At 51.4% G+C, this 18,697-nt stretch carries 17 protein-coding genes; 12 read left to right on the top strand and 5 right to left on the bottom strand.

Annotated elements, in window-relative coordinates:
* The first annotated feature begins 154 nt into the window (after positions 1-154).
* Complete coding sequence (locus tag BMW41_RS07150) at positions 155-1,564, top strand: alanine/glycine:cation symporter family protein (RefSeq protein WP_177171188.1); 1,410 nt, start codon at positions 155-157, stop codon at positions 1,562-1,564.
* A gap of 311 nt (positions 1,565-1,875) precedes the next feature.
* Here BMW41_RS07150 and BMW41_RS07145 read toward each other — a convergent pair whose 3' ends face one another.
* Genes BMW41_RS07145 through BMW41_RS07135 form a run of 3 tightly spaced genes read right to left on the bottom strand, consistent with a single transcriptional unit; the run spans position 1,876 to position 4,273 of the window.
* Entirely contained in the window at positions 1,876-2,835 is a 960-nt protein-coding gene (locus BMW41_RS07145) for a hypothetical protein (protein ID WP_074649500.1), read from the bottom strand.
* Positions 2,832-3,581, bottom strand: coding sequence for an ATP-binding cassette domain-containing protein (locus BMW41_RS07140; RefSeq protein ID WP_242870308.1), 750 nt, complete (start codon positions 3,579-3,581; stop codon positions 2,832-2,834). The genes BMW41_RS07145 and BMW41_RS07140 overlap by 4 nt, the downstream gene beginning before the upstream one ends.
* Positions 3,578-4,273: a GTP-binding protein gene (locus BMW41_RS07135; protein WP_242870307.1), complete on the bottom strand. Its 696-nt coding sequence runs from the start codon at positions 4,271-4,273 to the stop codon at positions 3,578-3,580. The genes BMW41_RS07140 and BMW41_RS07135 overlap by 4 nt, the downstream gene beginning before the upstream one ends.
* A 448-nt stretch (positions 4,274-4,721) precedes the next feature.
* Here BMW41_RS07135 and BMW41_RS07130 point away from each other — a divergent pair, with 448 nt between their 5' ends.
* The 5 genes from BMW41_RS07130 (at position 4,722) to BMW41_RS07110 (ending at position 9,407) form a co-directional block, all read left to right on the top strand.
* Positions 4,722-5,393: a Crp/Fnr family transcriptional regulator gene (locus BMW41_RS07130; RefSeq protein WP_177171187.1), complete on the top strand. Its 672-nt coding sequence runs from the start codon at positions 4,722-4,724 to the stop codon at positions 5,391-5,393.
* Between the two features lie 73 nt (positions 5,394-5,466).
* Positions 5,467-6,363, top strand: coding sequence for a sugar phosphate isomerase/epimerase family protein (locus tag BMW41_RS07125; RefSeq protein WP_074649513.1), 897 nt, complete (start codon positions 5,467-5,469; stop codon positions 6,361-6,363).
* Positions 6,364-6,594: 231 nt separating this feature from the next.
* A complete protein-coding gene (locus BMW41_RS07120) occupies positions 6,595-7,374 on the top strand; it encodes a class I SAM-dependent methyltransferase (protein ID WP_074649497.1) in 780 nt (259 codons plus the stop codon).
* Positions 7,375-7,672: 298 nt separating this feature from the next.
* The gene (locus BMW41_RS07115) at positions 7,673-8,542 is read left to right on the top strand and encodes an ATP-binding protein (RefSeq protein ID WP_074649496.1); all 870 of its coding nucleotides are present in this window, start codon (positions 7,673-7,675) and stop codon (positions 8,540-8,542) included.
* Positions 8,543-9,059: 517 nt separating this feature from the next.
* Positions 9,060-9,407: a hypothetical protein gene (locus BMW41_RS07110; protein WP_074649495.1), complete on the top strand. Its 348-nt coding sequence runs from the start codon at positions 9,060-9,062 to the stop codon at positions 9,405-9,407.
* A gap of 131 nt (positions 9,408-9,538) precedes the next feature.
* Here BMW41_RS07110 and BMW41_RS07105 read toward each other — a convergent pair whose 3' ends face one another.
* Positions 9,539-10,408, bottom strand: a complete 870-nt coding sequence (locus BMW41_RS07105; protein ID WP_074649494.1) for an AraC family transcriptional regulator — start codon at positions 10,406-10,408, stop codon at positions 9,539-9,541.
* A gap of 404 nt (positions 10,409-10,812) precedes the next feature.
* Here BMW41_RS07105 and BMW41_RS07100 point away from each other — a divergent pair, with 404 nt between their 5' ends.
* On the top strand, positions 10,813-11,685 hold the full coding sequence (locus BMW41_RS07100) for a DUF4392 domain-containing protein (RefSeq protein ID WP_074649493.1): 873 nt from the start codon (positions 10,813-10,815) through the stop codon (positions 11,683-11,685).
* Between the two features lie 20 nt (positions 11,686-11,705).
* On the opposite strand, the gene BMW41_RS07095 is transcribed toward BMW41_RS07100, so the two are convergent.
* On the bottom strand, positions 11,706-12,323 hold the full coding sequence (locus BMW41_RS07095) for a hypothetical protein (RefSeq protein ID WP_074649492.1): 618 nt from the start codon (positions 12,321-12,323) through the stop codon (positions 11,706-11,708).
* Between the two features lie 401 nt (positions 12,324-12,724).
* On the opposite strand from BMW41_RS07095, the gene BMW41_RS07090 reads away from it, so the two are divergent.
* The 5 genes from BMW41_RS07090 to BMW41_RS07070 all read left to right on the top strand — a co-directional run bounded on the left by BMW41_RS07090 (position 12,725) and on the right by BMW41_RS07070 (position 18,556).
* Complete coding sequence (locus BMW41_RS07090) at positions 12,725-14,560, top strand: peptide ABC transporter substrate-binding protein (RefSeq protein ID WP_074649491.1); 1,836 nt, start codon at positions 12,725-12,727, stop codon at positions 14,558-14,560.
* A gap of 99 nt (positions 14,561-14,659) precedes the next feature.
* Positions 14,660-15,595: an ABC transporter permease gene (locus tag BMW41_RS07085; RefSeq protein ID WP_074649490.1), complete on the top strand. Its 936-nt coding sequence runs from the start codon at positions 14,660-14,662 to the stop codon at positions 15,593-15,595.
* 3 nt (positions 15,596-15,598) lie between these two features.
* On the top strand, positions 15,599-16,594 hold the full coding sequence (locus BMW41_RS07080; protein WP_242870306.1) for an ABC transporter permease: 996 nt from the start codon (positions 15,599-15,601) through the stop codon (positions 16,592-16,594).
* A gap of 4 nt (positions 16,595-16,598) precedes the next feature.
* Entirely contained in the window at positions 16,599-17,603 is a 1,005-nt protein-coding gene (locus tag BMW41_RS07075) for an ABC transporter ATP-binding protein (protein WP_074649489.1), read from the top strand.
* Positions 17,600-18,556: an ABC transporter ATP-binding protein gene (locus BMW41_RS07070; protein WP_074649488.1), complete on the top strand. Its 957-nt coding sequence runs from the start codon at positions 17,600-17,602 to the stop codon at positions 18,554-18,556. The genes BMW41_RS07075 and BMW41_RS07070 overlap by 4 nt, the downstream gene beginning before the upstream one ends.
* Positions 18,557-18,697: the final 141 nt, after the last annotated feature.

Raw genomic sequence — 18,697 nt, 5'->3', positions numbered from 1 at the left:
AAGATGAGGCAGAAGTGTGCCGTATACCCCTCGCTATTTGAATCTGAGATAACGCTTATCTGTATTACACATTACCGCATTTTTCTGGTTCATGATAAGATTTTTCGTGCAAAGTGCATATCATTTTATCAAGATGAATGGGGGATTAGTGTGTATGATTATGCAAATTCTTGATGCTGTGGATAGTTTTCTGTACTATCCCGTACTGGTGATCGTGATGGCTGCGGCAGGTCTGTATTTCAGTATCCGCATGGGATTCGTACAGATCCGGATGCTCGGAGAAGGAATTCACATTCTGAAGACAACGCCGGCAGATGAAAATGGTGCTTCACCGTTTCAGGCACTGATGATCTCGACGGCTTCCTGTGTCGGAACCGGAAACATCATCGGCGTTTCCACCGCGATCTGTCTCGGCGGTCCGGGCGCGGCGTTCTGGATGACGGTGCTCGCGCTGCTTGGCTGTGCATCATCGTTCACCGAGTGTACACTGGCTCAGGTGTATAAGCGCAGAAAACCGGACGGATCCTTTTACGGCGGTCCGGCCTACTATATCGAGGGCGCGCTTCACAACAAAGGTCTGGCGATGACATTTGCCGTGTTCCTTCTGCTGACGTATTCGTTTGGATTCAATCTTCTGTGCTCCTATAATGTGCAGTCGACATTTTCCACATACAGCTTCTATCAGGAAGGCGTTACGCCGGCAATTATCGGTGTGATCATGGCGGCATTGGTTGCTGTCTGCATCATGGGCGGCGGAAAGCGGATCGAGAAGACCGCCGGCATTCTGGTTCCGGTGATGGGCGTTGCATACGTTGTAGTTGCGCTGATTGTTCTTCTGATGAATGTCACCGAGCTTCCGCACGTTTTTGGTGTGATCTTTGAGGATGCATTCAATTTCAGGGCAATCTTCAGCGGATTTGCCGGTTCCTGCCTGATGTACGGCGTGAAGAGAGGCCTCTACTCCAATGAGGCCGGCGTCGGCGCAGCCCCGAACGCGGCTGCGGCTGCAACGGTATCGCACCCGGCAAAGCAGGGTCTGGTACAGATGCTGTCCATCTATATTGATACCATTATTCTCTGCAATGCGACGGTTCTGATGTGCCTCGCTTCCGGCGTGGCTCCGACTCCGGAGCTGGCAGGCGCTGAATGGGTTCAGGCTTCCATCGCGTCCGCGCTCGGTGCGTTTGGTCCGATTTTCATCACCGTAGCGATGATTCTGTTCTCGTTTACCACGCTGATCGGAAATATCTATTACTGTGAGAATGGTCTTGCTTATCTGAACAACAAGAAGCTTCCGTCAAAGACATTTATGAATCTTTTCCGCGCGTTTGCGGTTCTCGTAATCTTTGTGGGCGCGATCATCCCGATGGCAGCAGCGTGGGATGTCGCAGATATCACCATGGGCGGTATGTGCCTGATCAACCTTGTGGCCTGCACGATGCTGAGCAATGTTGCGGTAAAAACCTATCGCGATTATGTCCGTCAGAAGAAGGCGGGACTGGATCCGCAGTTTGTCGCAACAGAAGTCGGACTTCGGGACGACGAGGTGGAATGCTGGAAGTGAACCATGCCGAAACGAAACATAGGATTTGAGAATTGAAAAACCAATAATTTTGACCGGCAGATGGAGACATCTGTCGGTCATTCGTTTTTGTTTCATAGGGGATTTCTCCGAAATTCCCTATGAAACAAAAACGCCCCGCGAGGATGCGCACGCCGCTGTAAGGAAGCTGTCACCTAACGGTGACCAGCGGCGGCGCGCAAAGTCCGCAAGCGGACTTTGTTCTTTTTCGGGTTTGCCATAAGTAAATGTTCATCCGACATCAGGGATGAGAAAAAACGGATCAGAAAAGATTTTTCTATGCGGTCAGCGCATCATTCTTCCGCACGCGGATGGTTACGCGGTGCTTTGGAATAATCCACCGCAGTCGGCAGGATCCGGCAATAGCTTTCGTAGAATTCCGCCGGTCGCACACGGCGGAACCAATCCTCATTTGGATAGAGGTATTGAGCATCGGCGATGGCACCGGAATGGCATTCGGATGTTCCTTCGATGCAGGAGATCAGATCCCCGTTTGAGACAAAGAAATTGCAGAAAGACGGGGAGAGGAGACGGAACAGGATGGTTCGGGCGGTCTCTTCATCAATGCTGTTCCGCACTGCGGCAAAAGACGGGAGGACAATGCATCCGTCGGACAGAGGATAGGCAAACTCATGGATCATATCGGCGCGGAGTGCGTAGATGGATGGAACGAGGGACGCTTCTGCGGAACCGGTTTTCACCGCATGCATTCCCTGAATCGGCATGTCATAGAGATCGCACCGCTCCAGAAAATCGGATGCTGTTTTCTTTCCGAACTGCGCCCACAGATATTTGAAAATGCATTTTGCCGCAGAGTTGTTGATGCCGCCGAAGGCAATTCGGGAGTTTACAAGATCTGCCAGAGAGGTATCATGCCAGGAAGAATCCCTGGAGTAGAGCATCATCGGGATGGCGATAAAGGGAAGAAGGTGCGGATCTCCGTAGAGAGAGCGGTAGTTCTCCTTCTTTTTTTTCGGAAACCATGTCCCGATCTCATAGAGATCCCGGGAATAGGATTCATAGAGCTCCCTGTTTTCAAAGACCTCCAGATCGGTGGAAATGATGATGTCCGGAAGAGGCTTTGCCGGGTCCAGCATGGCCTCACTCATACGCGTCGGATAACCGAGACCGAAGTATTCGGTCTGAAGATCGATCCCAAGAGACAGAAGTTCCTGACGGATGGTTTCGATGTGATCCCGCTCAAATTTGTGAAGGACGCAGATATTGCTCCAGTACATGACGACTTTCTTCATAACAGTGATCTCCCTTCCCGCATGGCATTCTGCAGTTTTCTTCTTTTCTGATAAGATTTTTCCAGTTCGTGATAAAGAGCCTCTTCATCCGGCGTTCGGATGGCAATCGCCTTAACTCCGCCATTTTCCATAATGATTCGTTTCTGCGACATCAGTGCGGTGTGAAGATCATGGGTGACGATAAGGACAAGTTTTTGACGGTTCAGTAAAAGCTGCAGTGCTTTTGTCTTATCGATTCCGGCGTTTTCGATCTCATCGATGAGGACGACCGGGCTGTCGCAGATACAGGAGATATCTGCGATCATCAGCGCCCGGCTCTGACCGCCGCTGAGCGTGTTCAGATTCATGGTTCGGGTGACCGGTTCCGGTGTGATCCCGTTGGCAACCTCGAGGATGCCGTCGATGTCCGGATTCGGGATATCCCGGCACTCGGCGTGCAGTTTCAGGAATTCCTCCACTGTTTTGTCGAGAACAAACCGCATGTTCTGACCGAGATGGGCGATGAGATTCCGGCTGATGGTCAGCCTCTCTTCCGGAGACGGAAGCCGGCCGTCCAGAAGAATCGTCCGCTGCGAAACGGAGTCCTGTTGGACAAACTGTTCCAGATCCTTGATCAATCGGCTTTTTCCGGAACCGGTATTGCCGACAATAGTGTAAAGCTCGCCTGATTTCAGATCGATTTCGGAATAGTTTTCCGGTTTTCCGTTTTTGTCTGCGCCCGGAAGTATACGAATCTGATGAATCATGATGACACCCCGCTTTCAAAATGTATCTTTCCGACCACGCCCTGCTGAAATGCGCTTCCGACCCGTTTTTCGCCGATGCAGTAGGAGCAGACACCGCTGGGCATGGTGTGGCGGAGCATGTCGCCGTCATAGACGTCCACCGGCGGCGCGGAAAGAATTGCGTGTCCCAGCGATTCCACTCCGTAGCCGACGAGACCGTCGACGGGGAAGATTTTTGCGCCCTGATTGAGCTGAGAAAGGGAATGGATGAGAATCTCCCGTTCCGCCTGTGAGACCATATCGATTTTGGTGAGGACAATGAAGTCGGACAGTGTGACCATCGGACCGAGTTTTTTTGCGGAATGGGTGCTGGCGGTCGCATCCAGAACGCAGACACTCAGAGTGTGCTCGGTTGCGGGACAACACCGGCTGCAGAGTCCGGCTGTTTCGATGATCAGGCTGTCACATTGCTGTTTCTCTTTCCAGTCCCATAATTCGCAGAGATTGGAGACCAGAAAATGATCCGGGCAGATATCGCCGCTCAGTCCTACCACATAGGGGACATTCAGATTCCGATACGTTTCGGAGTCGTTGGTGTACAGACAGTCGATCTTGCAAAGACATGGTTTGATCCGGTTTTCTTTCAGATATGGGACCAGCCACCGGATCACGGAGGTCTTTCCCACCGAAGCTGCGCCTAAAATCATGATCATTCGGTTCATTTAGCCTATCCTTCTTTCTGCAAATGATATGAGGTATTCATTAAAACGTTGAGCACCGTTCGCTCTTCGTTCGGCCTGTGAGTGAAAGAGCCAGTGAGCGAAAGCCGGTGCGGTTTGGCTGTTTTTTAGGGGAGAACGGAACCAGTTATAATACGGATTAGCTGAATAAAACTGTCCAACATGAGACATTCTGCAAAAAAAGATAAGACTAACTAAATAATATCGGGCTAAAGATCAAGGTTTTTCAATAAATATCGGGAAGAGAGAATGAAACAAGAGGATAGAAGTTAGTCATATATTTCTGAAATTAGATAAAACTATCATTAGCGCGGGAATGTGTGGTAAACTAAAACAAACATTGATTAGATTAAAATAACTGTCTTTTTGAGAGGAGTTGTTTTGAGCGTTTGCCATGACGAAAACTGAAATAAAAAAACAAATGGCCGCAGTGCCGTTGTTCCGCGGCATTTCGATCGAAGACCTGCACTTCGTTTACCGCCGGATCCGAAAAAACTCGATCGCGAATGAGGTGGATTCAGGGAGGGAGCATGTCGGCATTATTTTATCCGGATCAATGGACGTGTACTCGGTTCTTCCGGATGACACGGAGGTGCGGCTGTCAAAGCTGCAGGCCGGCGATCTGTTCGGAATCTGCAATCTGTTCTCCTCCTATGACCGGGAAACGATACTGAAATGCCGGAGCGACTGTGATGTGGTGTTTGTGCCGAAGGAAGAGTTCCGGCACCTTCTGATGAGTAACGGGGAGCTGATGACCCGGTATCTGCGTCTGTGCAACGATAAGATTGCATTTCTCCTACAGAGGACGGAAAATCTGGCAATGCAGTCCTGCCGGGGGAAGGTGATCCGGTATCTTCTGCTCAACGCGACCGGCAGCAGCGGTGAGACGGTTGTGCTGAAGGACTCGAAGGAAATCTGGGCCAAGAGTCTCGGCATCAGCCGGGCGGCGCTGTACCGGGAACTGGCGGAACTGAGGGAGAAGGGGATAATCCGGATCAAAGGGCGGCAGATTACGTTGCTGAAACGGGAGATACTGGAGAACACCGTTTGCGGAACAAACACCGGATGTGATCTTGACAAATTATCAGGGTGAAGTGTATCGGAATAAAAGGTATATAATGGTCTCGAAAAAAGAATGTTGAAATTCGAAAATTGGGAGACACATGATGAGAGAATCCATTCATAAATACTTTAAAGTCGGAACACTCCTCTGGATGAGCTATCCGAGAACCGATTTTGTGACCGGAGCGATGAAGATCGCCAAAGACGACTATTTTGACGCGATTGAAGTGACACAGTGCCCGGACGAGGCGGAGCGGGCAAAGCTTCAGAAGATTCTGGAGGCTTCCCATCTTTCGGTGGGCTACGGTGCGATGCCGAACCTGCTCGGGCCGAAGCTCAATCCGAACGATACCGATGAGGGGGAACGAAAAAAGGCGGAAGAGGCGCTTTTTCGCGCCATCGACGAGGCGGAGTATCTCGGATCGAAGGGAATTGCGTTCCTATCCGGAAAGTGGAAGGAAGAGACCAAAGAGACCGCCTATCAGCAGCTTTTAAAGACGACAGGCAATGTATGCGATTATGCGGCGAAAAAAGGTATGTTCGTGGAACTGGAAGTGTTTGACTATGATGTCGATAAGGGATCCCTGATCGGTCCGTCCGCGCTGGCGGCGCGGTTTGCGGCGGATGTCCGGATCAAGCATGCGAATTTCGGGCTTCTGGTGGACCTTTCCCATATTCCGCTCTGTCATGAGGTGTCCGCGGATGTGATCCGCGTCTGCCGTCCGTATATCACGCATTTCCACATCGGAAATGCTGTCGTTGATCCGGACGCTGAGGATTATGGCGATCATCATCCTCGTTTCGGATATCCCCACAGCGCCAACGATGTCGAGGAACTCTATGATTACCTGAAGGTTCTCAAGGAGGAGGGATTCTTCCGGAAGGAACAGCCAATGTTTCTCTCCATGGAGGTTGCGCCGAAGGCCGATGAGGATGAGGATATCGTACTGGCAAACACAAAGCGGTGCCTGAACCGCGCATGGGCGATGCTGGAAGACTGAGCGGAGAATAAGGTTTGTGTCAGTTTCTGTTTTGAAATCAGGGTATTTTAAAATGTATGCGGAGACAGCTTCCATGGGCTGCCTCCGCATTTTTATCTTTGTATTGGACAAGGCGATGATTTCGTGATAGTATCAACGGTTAGATGAGACTAACATAAAAGCCGGAACACTTAATTGGACGGAAACGTCCACTTTGAAATCTGATACATCAGATAGGATAAGGAGGCTGCGATGGAACTTACTTTCGGAGATGTCGAAGAAACCGCGCTGATCCCGCTGGCAATCAAGGCAAGTGAAACGAAAAGACCGAATCCGCGTATTATTGACCGGAAGGCCAAGGAGATCATCGATACGCTGGGGGTGGATGTGAGTAAATATGATCCGTTTTTGTCTCACGAAGGGGTCGTGGCAAGAACGATCCTTTTTCGGAATGAATTAAAAAGGCTGATCGCAGAATATCCGGATGCGCTATGCATTAATCTGGGCTGCGGATTTGACGATAAGTTTTCGCAGGTGGACAACGGGAAAATTCTCTGGTTTGACGTGGATCTTCCGGATCAGATCAAAAAGCGAAGAAAAGTATACCAGGACCGGGAGCGCTGCCGTATGCTGGAGGGAAGCGCGCTGGAAGCGGAATGGACCAAAAATCTTCCAAAGCGGATGATGAATATCATTGTCATGGAGGGCGTGCTGGAGTATTTTCGAAAGGATCAGGTGAATACCTGCCTTCATATGCTCTGCGATTCCTTTGAACATGGCTATCTTCTCGCGGAACTCCACTCAAAGTTTCTGGAAAAGCACGGGAAAAACCATGACGCGGTGCGGCACACTAACGCGACCTTTGGCTGGGGAACCGATTCGGGGGCGGAATATCTGGAACTGGAGCCGAGAATGCAGCTGATCTCCGAGACAAGTTATAATGATGAGATGAAGAAGTATTCGATCCGCGCGAAGATCTTTGCCATCATTGGGAAAAACATCAATAACCGTCTTGCGGTGTTTCAGTGGTAAATGCGGTCAGAGAAAAAGGGACCGCGTTGGAATGTCAGGGGCGGGGAGGATCAGCGGTCGGACAGCTTGTTATGAGAGATGAAATAAGGAGATGTCCGGCTGCGAACGATCGTCTTTACTGCTTGAAAGAGAACTGTGAATGAACTCAATGGTTGATTCACAGTTCTTTTTTTCTTTTCGTATCCGATGATACCGATTTTTTCTTCACAGATCCATAAAATAGGGGCAAACAGTATCGGCGGGGCAGATACGAGCCGGGATGAATCCGGCTCGTGGCTGAGCACCGGAGGAGGAAATCATGATTCGAAAGATTATTCATATTGATGAGGAAAAATGCAATGGCTGCGGCATTTGCGCAACCGCGTGCCATGAGGGCGCAATCGATATCGTAAACGGAAAGGCAAGGCTTGTCCGGGAAAATTTCTGCGACGGCTTTGGCGACTGTCTGCCGGGATGTCCGACGGGAGCGATTACCTTCGAGGAGAGAGAGGCACCGGAGTATGACGAGGCAGCAGTCAAGAGATCGCAGGAGGAAAAGAACAAGAACGAGAGGAAGACGGACGAGAGGAAGGCCGATGAGACGAAGATGAATGGGATGGAGATGACCGGGATGAAAATAAACGAGATGAAGACGGACAATGTGATGACGGAAAAGATGAACGAGATGAAAAAACACGGAATGAGTCTGGACGGAATGCATATGGAACACCTGCACGGCGGCTGCCCGGGATCCCGCGTGATGGAATTCCACCGCGGGGAGGGGCCGGCATCGGAAGCGGTTCCAACCGGTGTGTGCAGACCGGCGTCCCGGCTGAATCAGTGGCCGTGTCAGATCAAGCTTCTCCCGACAAAAGCCGGATTTTTTGAGGGCGCGAAGCTCCTGATCGCGGCAGACTGCACGGCCTACGCCTACGCCAATATGCACGAGGACTTTATGAAGGGAAAGATCACTGTCATCGGATGTCCGAAGCTGGATGCGGTGGATTATTCGGAGAAGCTGACGGAGATCATCCGGAACAACGACATCCGGAGCGTGACCATCGTCCGCATGGAGGTACCGTGCTGCGGAGGCCTTCAGAGAGCGGCGGAAACTGCTCTTCAGAACAGCGGAAAGTTCATTCCGTGGCAGGTCGTAACCATTTCCACAGACGGACAGATTCTGGATTGAGCCGAAAAGACCAAACGCAGCTTCGGACCGGAGGCTGCCGGACTCCGCAAGTGGAAGCGCAGTCTCAGAACCGGGAAAAGAAATAGGTAGAGGAAGAGGTGGAGATAGAGGTGGAGATAGAGGTGGAGGAAGAAAGACAGGAAAGAATAATCAAAAAAACGGAGAAAAACAGAATAAAATGATATTTTCCCGCATGCCTCGTGGAGGAGGCCTTTTTCCTTATAATCAAATCTGACAAGCCGATAACTTGCATATAAAACAGAAAAAATCGAACCGAAGTGTCGGCGCGAAGTGGGAATGACCGTGTTCAAACTTCGTTGGCGGATCAGATCGAGCGATGAAAAATCGGATTCGCATCTGATTCCGTAAGTGAAATATATGATCGAGGGACCGGTATCTACCGCTCGCAGGAGCAGAGGCCAGGGAAGGCAGGATATCGGAAGAACAGAGGGAACATAACGAAGGAGCGTTTTGACCGTACTGCCATACCCGTGATCAGGAAAGGCAGGTAGTTGTTATGCGGATTAATAGTGTCAGTCAGAGCAATGCCATTCAGCTTTCAAAATCGAATGTTTCCGGCGGTTCGAACCGGGAATCTGTTATTCAGCGGAAGATTCAGGCCCTGCAGAAGCAGCTGAGCACACTGGAGAGTAAGAGCGAGGAAGAGTTATCGGAGTCTGAAATCGCCAAAAAGCAGGATATCCGGCAGCAGATTGTTCAGCTTCAGCAGGAACTCCAGAGTATCCGGGCGGAAGAAACGGAACAGGAAGAAGCAAGTATGGTAAGTCAAAAGGAAGTAGATGGCCAGATGAGGACGCAGGTAAAAGAAGACGGATTAGGCGATTATATCGATGAATACGCATAAACGAAACAGGCGAAAGAGAAACGGAATGTTGCTCTTTCGCCTGTTTTGTTGCGTCATAGGATCGTTCTCCGATTTTTTCATGGCATCAAAACGCTCCGAAAGGTTTTCACGGCGGATCCTTCCAATCCGTTTTACGGAGTTTGCAGATGGGTCTTTCTCCACTCGGACGGCGTTGTCCGGTAACGGGTCCGGAAGGCCCTCGTAAAATAGCTCATGTCGGCGAAACCGACTGCCCTTGCGATATCGGCGATATTTTCGGAGGTGTGTTCCGGAGATGCCAGCATTTCGGCCGACTTTTCCAGACGATACTGCTTCAGATACTGGATCGGTGTGGTGTGAAGGACACTCCGGAAACAACGGAGGCACTCGCTGACGCTGATTCCGGCGCAGACTGCCAGCTCGCCGATGGAGAGATCTTCGATGAAATTTTCTTCCAGATAAGCGAGGATCCGTTTCGTGCGGTCCTCCTGACGGCGGTATTTCTCCGCCGCTTCGCCGGAAACTGCGGGACGGTGCAGGATTTCGGAAAGAATGCGTGAGATGCAGTCCCGAACGGTCAGTTCATAGTCCGGTGCGTTGGCGTTGCCGCTGTTCCAGGCCTGTTCGATCCGATTCAGAAGGAGGTTATCTTCCGGCTCGGATTTGCGGAGCACCACCCCCGGTACCGCATCTTTTCGGGAGAACGGAAGAACATATTTCCGGAAGAAAATGTCGCAGGAACCGCTTTCCGGATCCATCCTGCCGATGAGATCGGACGAGAAGAGAATGGTGCGCTGCCGGCAGATATCTCCGGAGGAGGCACAATGGCTGAGAAATCCGCTGTTGACAAAATAACCGTCGCCGGTACGGAGATCGTATTCTTCCCCTCCGAGGGAAAGCTTCATCGTGCCCTGCGTGAGAATTGACAAGGTGAATTCCGGTTTCCAATGCCATCCCTCTGACGCAGCGGACAGGCCGGTGTCGGAAAAGAGAGCGGGAAAAGCCGGCGCGGTATTGGCCATACAAACCGTGGGCTTTCCTGAAATAACAGTTTTTGGTGATAAAGCCATATAAATTTATGCGTGCCTTCGTAAATCCGGGACAGACCGAAGGCACTCTCCTTTCTGTAAATAAAAGATGTTTTTCTGCGCAGCCTCCTTCGGGAGACGCGTTGTGAAGAAAATAAAAAATGACAGGAGAAAACATCTTTGGCGATTATGTCATAGTATATACAAAAGAATATAACAAGCTTCATGGGATGTAAATAGTCGAAAAACAATGATTTCGGAGGATTTCCGAATGTATCGTGATATACTGCAAATATAATGCTGAAAGATGAAAATTTTTGGACAACATGACGGAGCGGCAGTGTGAAAGACCAAAAGCGTGACAGCGAAACAGCGCGACAGAATGAAGGGAGCGGTTTATGAAAACGGACAGCACAGAAGACATTATTCTGAAGTATTCCGCCAGAGGAATGCCGGTCCTCCGGCAGTATCTGGCAGAGCACTATTGCCGGCAGGCGGCGGAAGAGATTCTGACATGGCCAAAGGGATGCGTTGTTCTCACAACGGGATTTTATGTCAACGGCGCCGCGGAGACGGACGGCCCCTCCGGAACGGCGGTGGTCGCAAAAGCCCTTCAGGGGTTGGGATATCGCCCGGTGATTGTGACGGATGAGAACTGCAAGGGATATTTCGAGCCGGAGAGAATCGAGACCGTCTATCTTTCCATGCAGGCAGACGATGATTCCTGCAGGACACTTCTCCGGAATCTGAATCCGGTCGGCATGATTTCGATCGAACGCTGCGGAAAGAATGTGAAGGAAGATTATGCCAATATGCGTGGAATCAGCATCCGGGAGCACACCGCGCCCTGTGACCGGCTGTTTGAGCTGTGCGAGGTGCCCACCATCGGTGTCGGTGACGGCGGCAACGAGATCGGCATGGGGAATCTGAAGGATGTGATACAGGAAAAGCTGGAACTGACTCCGTGCCGTATCCGGACGGACCGCCTTGTGATCGCGACGGTTTCCAACTGGGGAGCCTACGGGATCGCCTCCGAACTTGAGGCACTGACAGGGAAAACAGTGTTCAGCCGGATCGACGGATCGCATGTCACACAGTTTGTGGAGGATTTTCTCCAGAGGACGGTGGATCTCGGAAGCGTGGATGGTCTTTCCGGAGAACGTATTGTCAAGGTGGACGGATTTGAGCGTTCCGTTGAGCTGGAGATTCTTAGTCTGCTTGTTTCGAAGCTGAAGAGAATTTCGCATTCCGAACAGAATGTCCGGCTGTAAAAGCTGCACTCAAAGATCTGTCAGGAGGTGGCATACGCCGCGGCGGCACAGAACAGGGCGATTGCGGCAGCAATCCAGAGAATGTGCCGGTCAAAGAACAGGCGGAGATCGCGGAGTCTGTTTTCAAAGCCGACGCTTCGCTCGGTAAATCGAAGCAGAACCTGATCGGCGGCATCTTCCTCGGAAGCTCTGTCCGGAACGATCACGGACAGAAGAGAGACGATGCGGGAACATTCTTCCCGCGAAAGATCCGGAAGCCGGGACACATGGACAGCCATGATGTCTGCGGCTTCTTTTTTGGTGAGACCGACTTCTGCCATGAGAAAGACCGCTTCTTTTTCCGGGACTGGTTTTTCCAGAAAATCCCAGAGCCCGTCGCTGATCGGAAAGGTTACGCCGGCGGTGATCTCATCCCGGCTCCTGCGCCGGCGGAGACTCCGCAAAAAGAAATCATTCAGAACGGAGTGCGCATTCTGCCAGACGGACCGGTCGCCGCGGTCCGGATCGACGCTGTACAGAAGGGCCTGAAAGGTAATGTCTTTTGCGGAAATATCGTGACAACTTTCGATGAAAGCGTATTTGTACAGTTTTGCGTAATTCTCACGGACGATGTTCTCATAGTTGTGTACAATTTTCATTGTATTCCCTCGATTTATGATGATTATGTTATTTTTTGCATAAAAAAGTTGCTATTGAATGGATTGATATGTTAAAATGAATAAAAATAAATGGTAAATACCACATGAATAGTGCAATGTGACATTTACCAGATTTTAACATTTGAGGCAGTATTCAACAAGCGGACTTTTTCACGCAATCATTGCAATAGCTCCAAATGAATCAATGGTTACGATATCCGGTTTGCTTTCCTGATATCGTAATTTTTTTTGTGCAGGCAGCGGGCCGGTGCCGCGGAAGCCGCACTGGCAGGCGATGATGGAGCAGACGAAGCGATGAAGCCGCTAAGCGTGTTTCGGCCGTTGTGCGGCCGAACATTCTGGGTATGAATACAGCCCCGGAGGAAAGGGAAGGAGAATCTATGAAGAAAAGAGGATTATCTTTGGCACTTGCGATGGTGACCGCACTGTCACTGGCAGCCTGCGGCGGATCGGGGGGATCCGCACCGGCCGGCGGCAGCACGGCAGCGAATGCGTCGGAAGCTTCGGGAGCTTCAGAAGCTGCGGGCGCAGAGAGCCAGACCACGGCAGCATCCGAGGATCAGGCTGCCCTTGCAAGACAGCTGAATGTGAATCCGAACGCCGGAAAGGGAATTTATCCGGGAACATCCAAGAAGAATTCCATTACGGCAGAAGTGACCACCATGTCCGTTATGAACCCGTTGCTGATGACATACAACAACGAGTTTTCCGTTGCCCGTCACTGTTGGGACGGACTGGTAAAAATGGATGCGAACAACAATGTGGTTCCGGCAGCAGCGGAATCCTGGGAGTCTTCTGAGGACGGCATGAAGTGGACTTTCCATCTTCGCAAGGATGCGAAGTGGGTGGATTCCACCGGTAAGGAAGTGGCACCGGTTACCGCGAAGGACTTTGTATTCGGCTTCTCCGAGCTGATGAATCCGGACAATGCCGCAGAGTATGCTTCGTTCGCCACCATTTTCAAGAATGCACAGAAGTATTACGACTTTAAGTCCGGCGCCAGCACGGAGGAGGTTACCCTCGATCAGGTCGGCATTCGCGCGAAAGACGATTACACTCTGGAGCTGGAACTGGAGAACTACATCCCGTACTTCCTTCAGTATGTAAAGTTTGAGGTTATGGTTCCGATCTATCAGCCGTTCTATGAGAAACTCGGAAAAGGAGAGTACGGTACAAGCCCGGACAAGCTCCTCTATAACGGACCGTTCTACATGAGCGAGTGGGTGACCGAGAACCGCGTAACCGTCAAGAAAAACGAACTCTGGAGAGATGCGGCGAATGTTGAGACAGAGGAGATTAACTTTGTAAAGTATTCCGATACCAATACAAAGTATAACGCATTCCTCGGCGGCGAGCTGGATATCATGGATATCACCGGTGAGCAGCGCGAAGCATTCAAGAATGAAGATTTTACCGTCAGCAGCTACATCGGCGGATACAGCTACTTTATGTGGACCAACACCCGTGAGAACTCCGATATGCGCTCTCTGAACCTGCGCAAGGCGATCTCCGCGGCACTGGATCGTCAGCAGCTGATTGACACCGTATTCAAGAATGACAATGAGGTTCCGAAGACGATGACCCTCGGCGTTTCCGGTGTCAATACCAATACATTTTCCGAGGCGGTTGTCGCAGAAAACGGCGGAAAGGGCCTTTACAGCGAGACAGCAGATCCGGCAAAGGCAAAAGAGTATCTTGCGAAAGCAGTTGAGGAACTGGGATACAAAGACGCTTCCGAGATCAAGCTGAAGATCATGACTTCCGAGGGAACCCAGAACGAGCTTCTGTCCCAGGTAATTCAGGAGCAGCTTCGTCAGAATCTTGGCATCGAGATCGGAATTGAAGTTCTGACCATCACCGAGTGGAGAGCACGCCGCAATGCGGTCAACTTTGACTTCTGCATGGGCGGATGGGGACCGGACTACAACGATCCGCTGACGGACCTGGAACTTCTTGAGTCCGGCAACAGCAACAACCACACCGGATACAGCAATGCAGACTATGACAAGATGATCGCGGATTCCAAGGACGAGAAAGATCCGGCTGCACGCGAGAAGATTTTTGTCGAGTGTGAGAAGAAGATTGCGGAAGACCTGCCGGTTATCCCGGTTTACTGGAGACATGAGGATTATGTTGCCAGTGAGAAGCTTCAGTGCGGTTACTATCGTAAGCCGTTCCAGGCATACTATTTCACCTATACAAAATTCGCAGACTGATCGCGGACACAGCATCAGCCTGTAAGGAAATCGTTCGATGCCGGGGCTGGCACATTTTCCGATGTGGCAGCCCCGCTGTTCGTTTCAGGGGGAAAAGAAATGACAAGATACATCCTGAAGCGCGTGGGATATGCCGTCCTGACGCTCTTTGTGCTGATTACACTGACTTTTTTTATGATGAGAATGCTTCCGGGAGATCCGTTTCTGGGAGATAAGGCGGTCACGGGGACTGTTCTTGAGAATATGAAAGCAAAATACGGGCTGGATCAGCCGGTATTTATCCAATATTTTATGTACATCGGAAATGTTGTACGTGGGGATCTCGGAACTTCCATTACGTACAATAAGCCGGTGAAAGATCTGATTACGGAGGCATTTGCCGTTTCAGCGGATCTGGGAACCAGAGCGCTGCTGTTCGCGCTTATCGCCGGTGTTCTCCTGGGTATGGTTGCTGCGGTCAAGCGCGGATCCGCCTGGGATTCCTTCTCGATGTTTATCGCCATGATCGGCGTATCGGTTCCGAGTTTTATCATGGGTGCCCTTCTTCAGTATTTTCTCGCACTCCAGTTCCGCAAGGTCTTCGGAGTCACTCTCTTTCCGGTTCAGGGATGGGGATCCTTTGCGAAAACGGTTCTTCCGTCGTTCGCCCTCGGACTGGGCTCTCTTGCCACAGTGTCAAGACTTATGCGAACCAGCATGCTGGACGTTCTGAGTCAGGACTATATCAAGACCGCAAAGGCAAAAGGTCTTTCCCAGCGGCAGATTCTGTTCCGCCATACCGTCCGCAACGCGATCATGCCGGTTCTCACGATCATGGGACCGACGGTGGCATCGGTTCTGACCGGTACTTTCGTCATCGAGAGTATTTTCAATATTCCCGGACTTGGCAAATATTTTGTCATGAGCATTAAGGATCTGGATTACATGATGATCTCCGGAACGACCATTTTCTACGGAGGACTGCTGGTTCTCTGTACTCTGATCGTCGATCTTCTGTACGGTTTCATCGATCCGAGAGTCAAGTTGGAGGGATAAGAGATGGAAATGGAAAAAAACATCAATCAGTCAGCGGAACAAGAGTTTTCCCATATCGATGCTTCGGAGTTTGAGCACATCGGCGCATCGGCCAGCGAGGGAGAAGAAACCAACAGACCGAGTCTCACCTCCTTTCAGGATGCCATCCGGAGACTGAAGAAAAACCGGATTGCGATGGCCTGTCTGGTGGTTCTTCTCATCATGGTGCTGATGTCGGTCCTTGCACCGATGATCTCGCCCTTTGATTTCCGCGAGCAGCACTATACCCATACCAATGCGCCGATGTTTTCGGTCTGCAATGAAGCCGGTGCCAGCGGCTGCGGTCACATTCATCTGTTCGGGACGGATACCCTCGGGCGTGATATCTTTACGAGAGCCTGGATGGGCGGACGCGTCTCTCTGACCATCGCGGTGGTCAGCGCGATCGTGGATCTGGTACTCGGCGCGGTCTACGGCGGTATCTCCGGATACTTCGGCGGAACGGCGGATATCATCATGATGAGAATTCTTGAGATCATCAACGGTATCCCGTATCTGATCATTGTCATCCTTCTCATGATGATCCTGAAACCGGGCATGATCACCATCATCGTGGCATACTCGCTGGTGGGATGGATTCCGATGGCAAGGCTTGTCCGAGGTCAGGTGGTGGCTCTGAAAGAACAGGAATTCATCACGGCGGCAAAGGCATTGGGTGCAAGCCCCAGCCGCATTATTGCAAAGCATCTGATCCCGAATACTCTTTCGGTCATGATCGTCCGCGTCACTCTGGCGATCCCGGCAGCGATCTTCTCCGAGGCATATCTGAGCTACGTCGGTCTCGGCGTGCAGCTTCCGATGTGTTCCTGGGGTTCGCTTGCCCAGCTCGGTATCGAGAACTTCCGCGTCTATCCGTACCAGCTGATGATTCCGGCGATCTGTATCTCTCTGACCATGCTCGCCTTCAACCTGTTTGGAGACGGCCTGAGAGACGCATTTGATCCGAAGTTAAGGAGATAAGTTCATGGGAAAAAGATTATTGGATGTAAAGAATTTAAAGGTGTCATTCGACACCTATGCCGGAGAGGTTCAGGCGGTCCGCGGCGTCAGCTTCCATGTGGATGAGGGAGAGGTCGTTGCCATCGTCGGAGAGTCCGGATCCGGAAAATCGGTTACCGCGCAGACCATTATGAAGCTGAATCCGATGCCGCCGGCGAGAATCAAAGAGGGATCGATTCTTCTGGATGGAAAAGACATCGTCGCGGCGACGGAGGCAGAGATGCAGAAGATTCGAGGACGAGAGGTCGCCATGATCTTCCAGGATCCGATGACCTGCATGAATCCGACCATGCAGGTGGGAAAGCAGGTTGTGGAGACGGAAAATCTTCACAAGAAGATGTCAAAGGACAACATGTTTCAGCGTGCGGTCGAGTGCCTGAAGCAGGTCAACATTCCGAATCCGGAAGACCGCGCAAAGCAGTATCCCCATGAGTTCTCGGGCGGTATGCGGCAGAGGGCCATGATTGCGATGGCATTGTCCTGCAATCCGAAGCTTCTGATCGCGGATGAACCGACCACCGCGCTGGATGTGACGATTCAGGCACAGATTATGGAGCTCCTGAATGAACTGAGAGAGAAGATCAATACAGCGATCATCCTGATCACCCATGATCTGGGTGTCGTTGCCGGATCCGCCGACCGTGTTGTGGTCATGTATGCCGGAATGATCATGGAGACCGGCGATACAAAGCAGATCTTCTATAACCCGCAGCACCCGTATACCAAGGCGCTCATAAAGAGCCTTCCGTCCCCGGATACCACGAAGGACGAGGTTCTGGTCTCCATTCCGGGAACGCCTCCCTACCTTCTGGTTCCGCCGAAGGGATGCGGTTTTGCGGCAAGATGCAGCAGCTGCATGAAAATCTGTAAGGAAAAACAGCCGCCGGAATTCGTCATCGAAGAAGGACACAAGGCGTCCTGCTGGCTGCTGCACCCGGATTGCCCGAAGGAAGGAGCGGATAAGGCATGAGTCAGGAATTGATGAGAGCAGAGCATATCTGCAAATATTTCCGCGTGAGCGGAGGAAGACTCCTTCATGCGGTGGAAGATGTCAATCTCACAATCTATAAGGGAGAGACCCTGGGGCTTGTCGGAGAATCCGGCTGCGGAAAATCCACGCTGGGAAGAACGCTGATGGGAATCTACAATGCGACAAAGGGCGATCTGTTTTACGACGGAAAACCGTTGGTGCTGCATACGGCGGAAGAGCGGTTTGAATTTACCAAAAAGGCCCAGATTATTTTCCAGGATCCCTACGCGTCGCTGGACACCCGCATGACGGTTGGACAGATCATCGCCGAGGGAATGGAGATTCACAATATGTACGACGTCCAGAAACGTCGGGAACGTGTTGCCCAGCTTCTTGACACAGTCGGACTGAACCGGGAGCATGCGAACCGCTTCCCCCACGAGTTCTCGGGAGGACAGAGACAGCGTATCGGCATCGCCCGGGCGCTGGCGATCGAGCCGGAGTTCATCGTCTGTGACGAGCCGATCTCCGCGCTGGATGTGTCGATTCAGGCGCAGGTTATCAATCTTCTCCGGAAGATGCAGAAGGAAATGGGGCTGACGTATCTCTTCATCGCCCATGATCTGAATATTGTCAAATACATTTCGGACCGCATCGCGGTCATGTATCTCGGATCCATCGTGGAGCTGGCGTCCAGTGATGAGCTCTACCGGGAGACCCTCCATCCGTATTCCCAGGGACTTCTGGCTTCCGTGCCGATTCCGAATCCGGATCAGGAAAAGAGAAAGGAGCGAACCATCATCACGGGAGATATCCCGAGCCCCATCAATAAACCTAAGGGGTGTCCGTTCCACACTAGATGCCCGAAGTGCTGTGATATCTGCAGGGAGAAAGTTCCGGAGCTGCGCGAGCTCAGACCGGATCATTTCGTGGCCTGCCATCTGGCGGAGTAATCACAGGCAAAAGGAAAATTCCGGATAATACGGGACATTCCGATAACGAAACGGGCCGAAACACGCTTCGCGGTTCTGGTCCGTTCCTGCGGCGGCAGCCAAGGTCATATGCAAGCCCGGACTTTGGCGGGGAGCCGCGTA

Source organism: [Clostridium] aminophilum (genome assembly GCF_900101295.1).
Classification (GTDB): Bacteria; Bacillota; Clostridia; order Lachnospirales; family Lachnospiraceae; genus Clostridium_R; species Clostridium_R aminophilum_A.
Note: the sequence above shows the minus strand (reverse complement) of the source record. Positions and strands in the feature narration are given on the sequence as shown.

Bases quoted from the DNA above. Each gene is read 5' to 3' on its own strand.
- BMW41_RS07085 (WP_074649490.1), top strand. From the start codon at position 14,660: ATGACAAGATACATCCTGAAGCGCGTGGGATATGCCGTCCTGACGCTC.
- BMW41_RS07075 (WP_074649489.1), top strand. From the start codon at position 16,599: ATGGGAAAAAGATTATTGGATGTAAAGAATTTAAAGGTGTCATTCGAC.
- BMW41_RS07125 (WP_074649513.1), top strand. From the start codon at position 5,467: ATGAGAGAATCCATTCATAAATACTTTAAAGTCGGAACACTCCTCTGG.
- BMW41_RS07105 (WP_074649494.1), bottom strand. From the start codon at position 10,408: ATGGCCAATACCGCGCCGGCTTTTCCCGCTCTCTTTTCCGACACCGGC.
- BMW41_RS07090 (WP_074649491.1), top strand. From the start codon at position 12,725: ATGAAGAAAAGAGGATTATCTTTGGCACTTGCGATGGTGACCGCACTG.
- BMW41_RS07150 (WP_177171188.1), top strand. From the start codon at position 155: ATGATTATGCAAATTCTTGATGCTGTGGATAGTTTTCTGTACTATCCC.
- BMW41_RS07135 (WP_242870307.1), bottom strand. From the start codon at position 4,273: ATGATCATGATTTTAGGCGCAGCTTCGGTGGGAAAGACCTCCGTGATC.
- BMW41_RS07120 (WP_074649497.1), top strand. From the start codon at position 6,595: ATGGAACTTACTTTCGGAGATGTCGAAGAAACCGCGCTGATCCCGCTG.
- BMW41_RS07140 (WP_242870308.1), bottom strand. From the start codon at position 3,581: ATGATTCATCAGATTCGTATACTTCCGGGCGCAGACAAAAACGGAAAA.
- BMW41_RS07080 (WP_242870306.1), top strand. From the start codon at position 15,599: ATGGAAATGGAAAAAAACATCAATCAGTCAGCGGAACAAGAGTTTTCC.
- BMW41_RS07100 (WP_074649493.1), top strand. From the start codon at position 10,813: ATGAAAACGGACAGCACAGAAGACATTATTCTGAAGTATTCCGCCAGA.
- BMW41_RS07115 (WP_074649496.1), top strand. From the start codon at position 7,673: ATGATTCGAAAGATTATTCATATTGATGAGGAAAAATGCAATGGCTGC.
- BMW41_RS07145 (WP_074649500.1), bottom strand. From the start codon at position 2,835: ATGAAGAAAGTCGTCATGTACTGGAGCAATATCTGCGTCCTTCACAAA.
- BMW41_RS07070 (WP_074649488.1), top strand. From the start codon at position 17,600: ATGAGTCAGGAATTGATGAGAGCAGAGCATATCTGCAAATATTTCCGC.
- BMW41_RS07095 (WP_074649492.1), bottom strand. From the start codon at position 12,323: ATGAAAATTGTACACAACTATGAGAACATCGTCCGTGAGAATTACGCA.
- BMW41_RS07110 (WP_074649495.1), top strand. From the start codon at position 9,060: ATGCGGATTAATAGTGTCAGTCAGAGCAATGCCATTCAGCTTTCAAAA.
- BMW41_RS07130 (WP_177171187.1), top strand. From the start codon at position 4,722: ATGGCCGCAGTGCCGTTGTTCCGCGGCATTTCGATCGAAGACCTGCAC.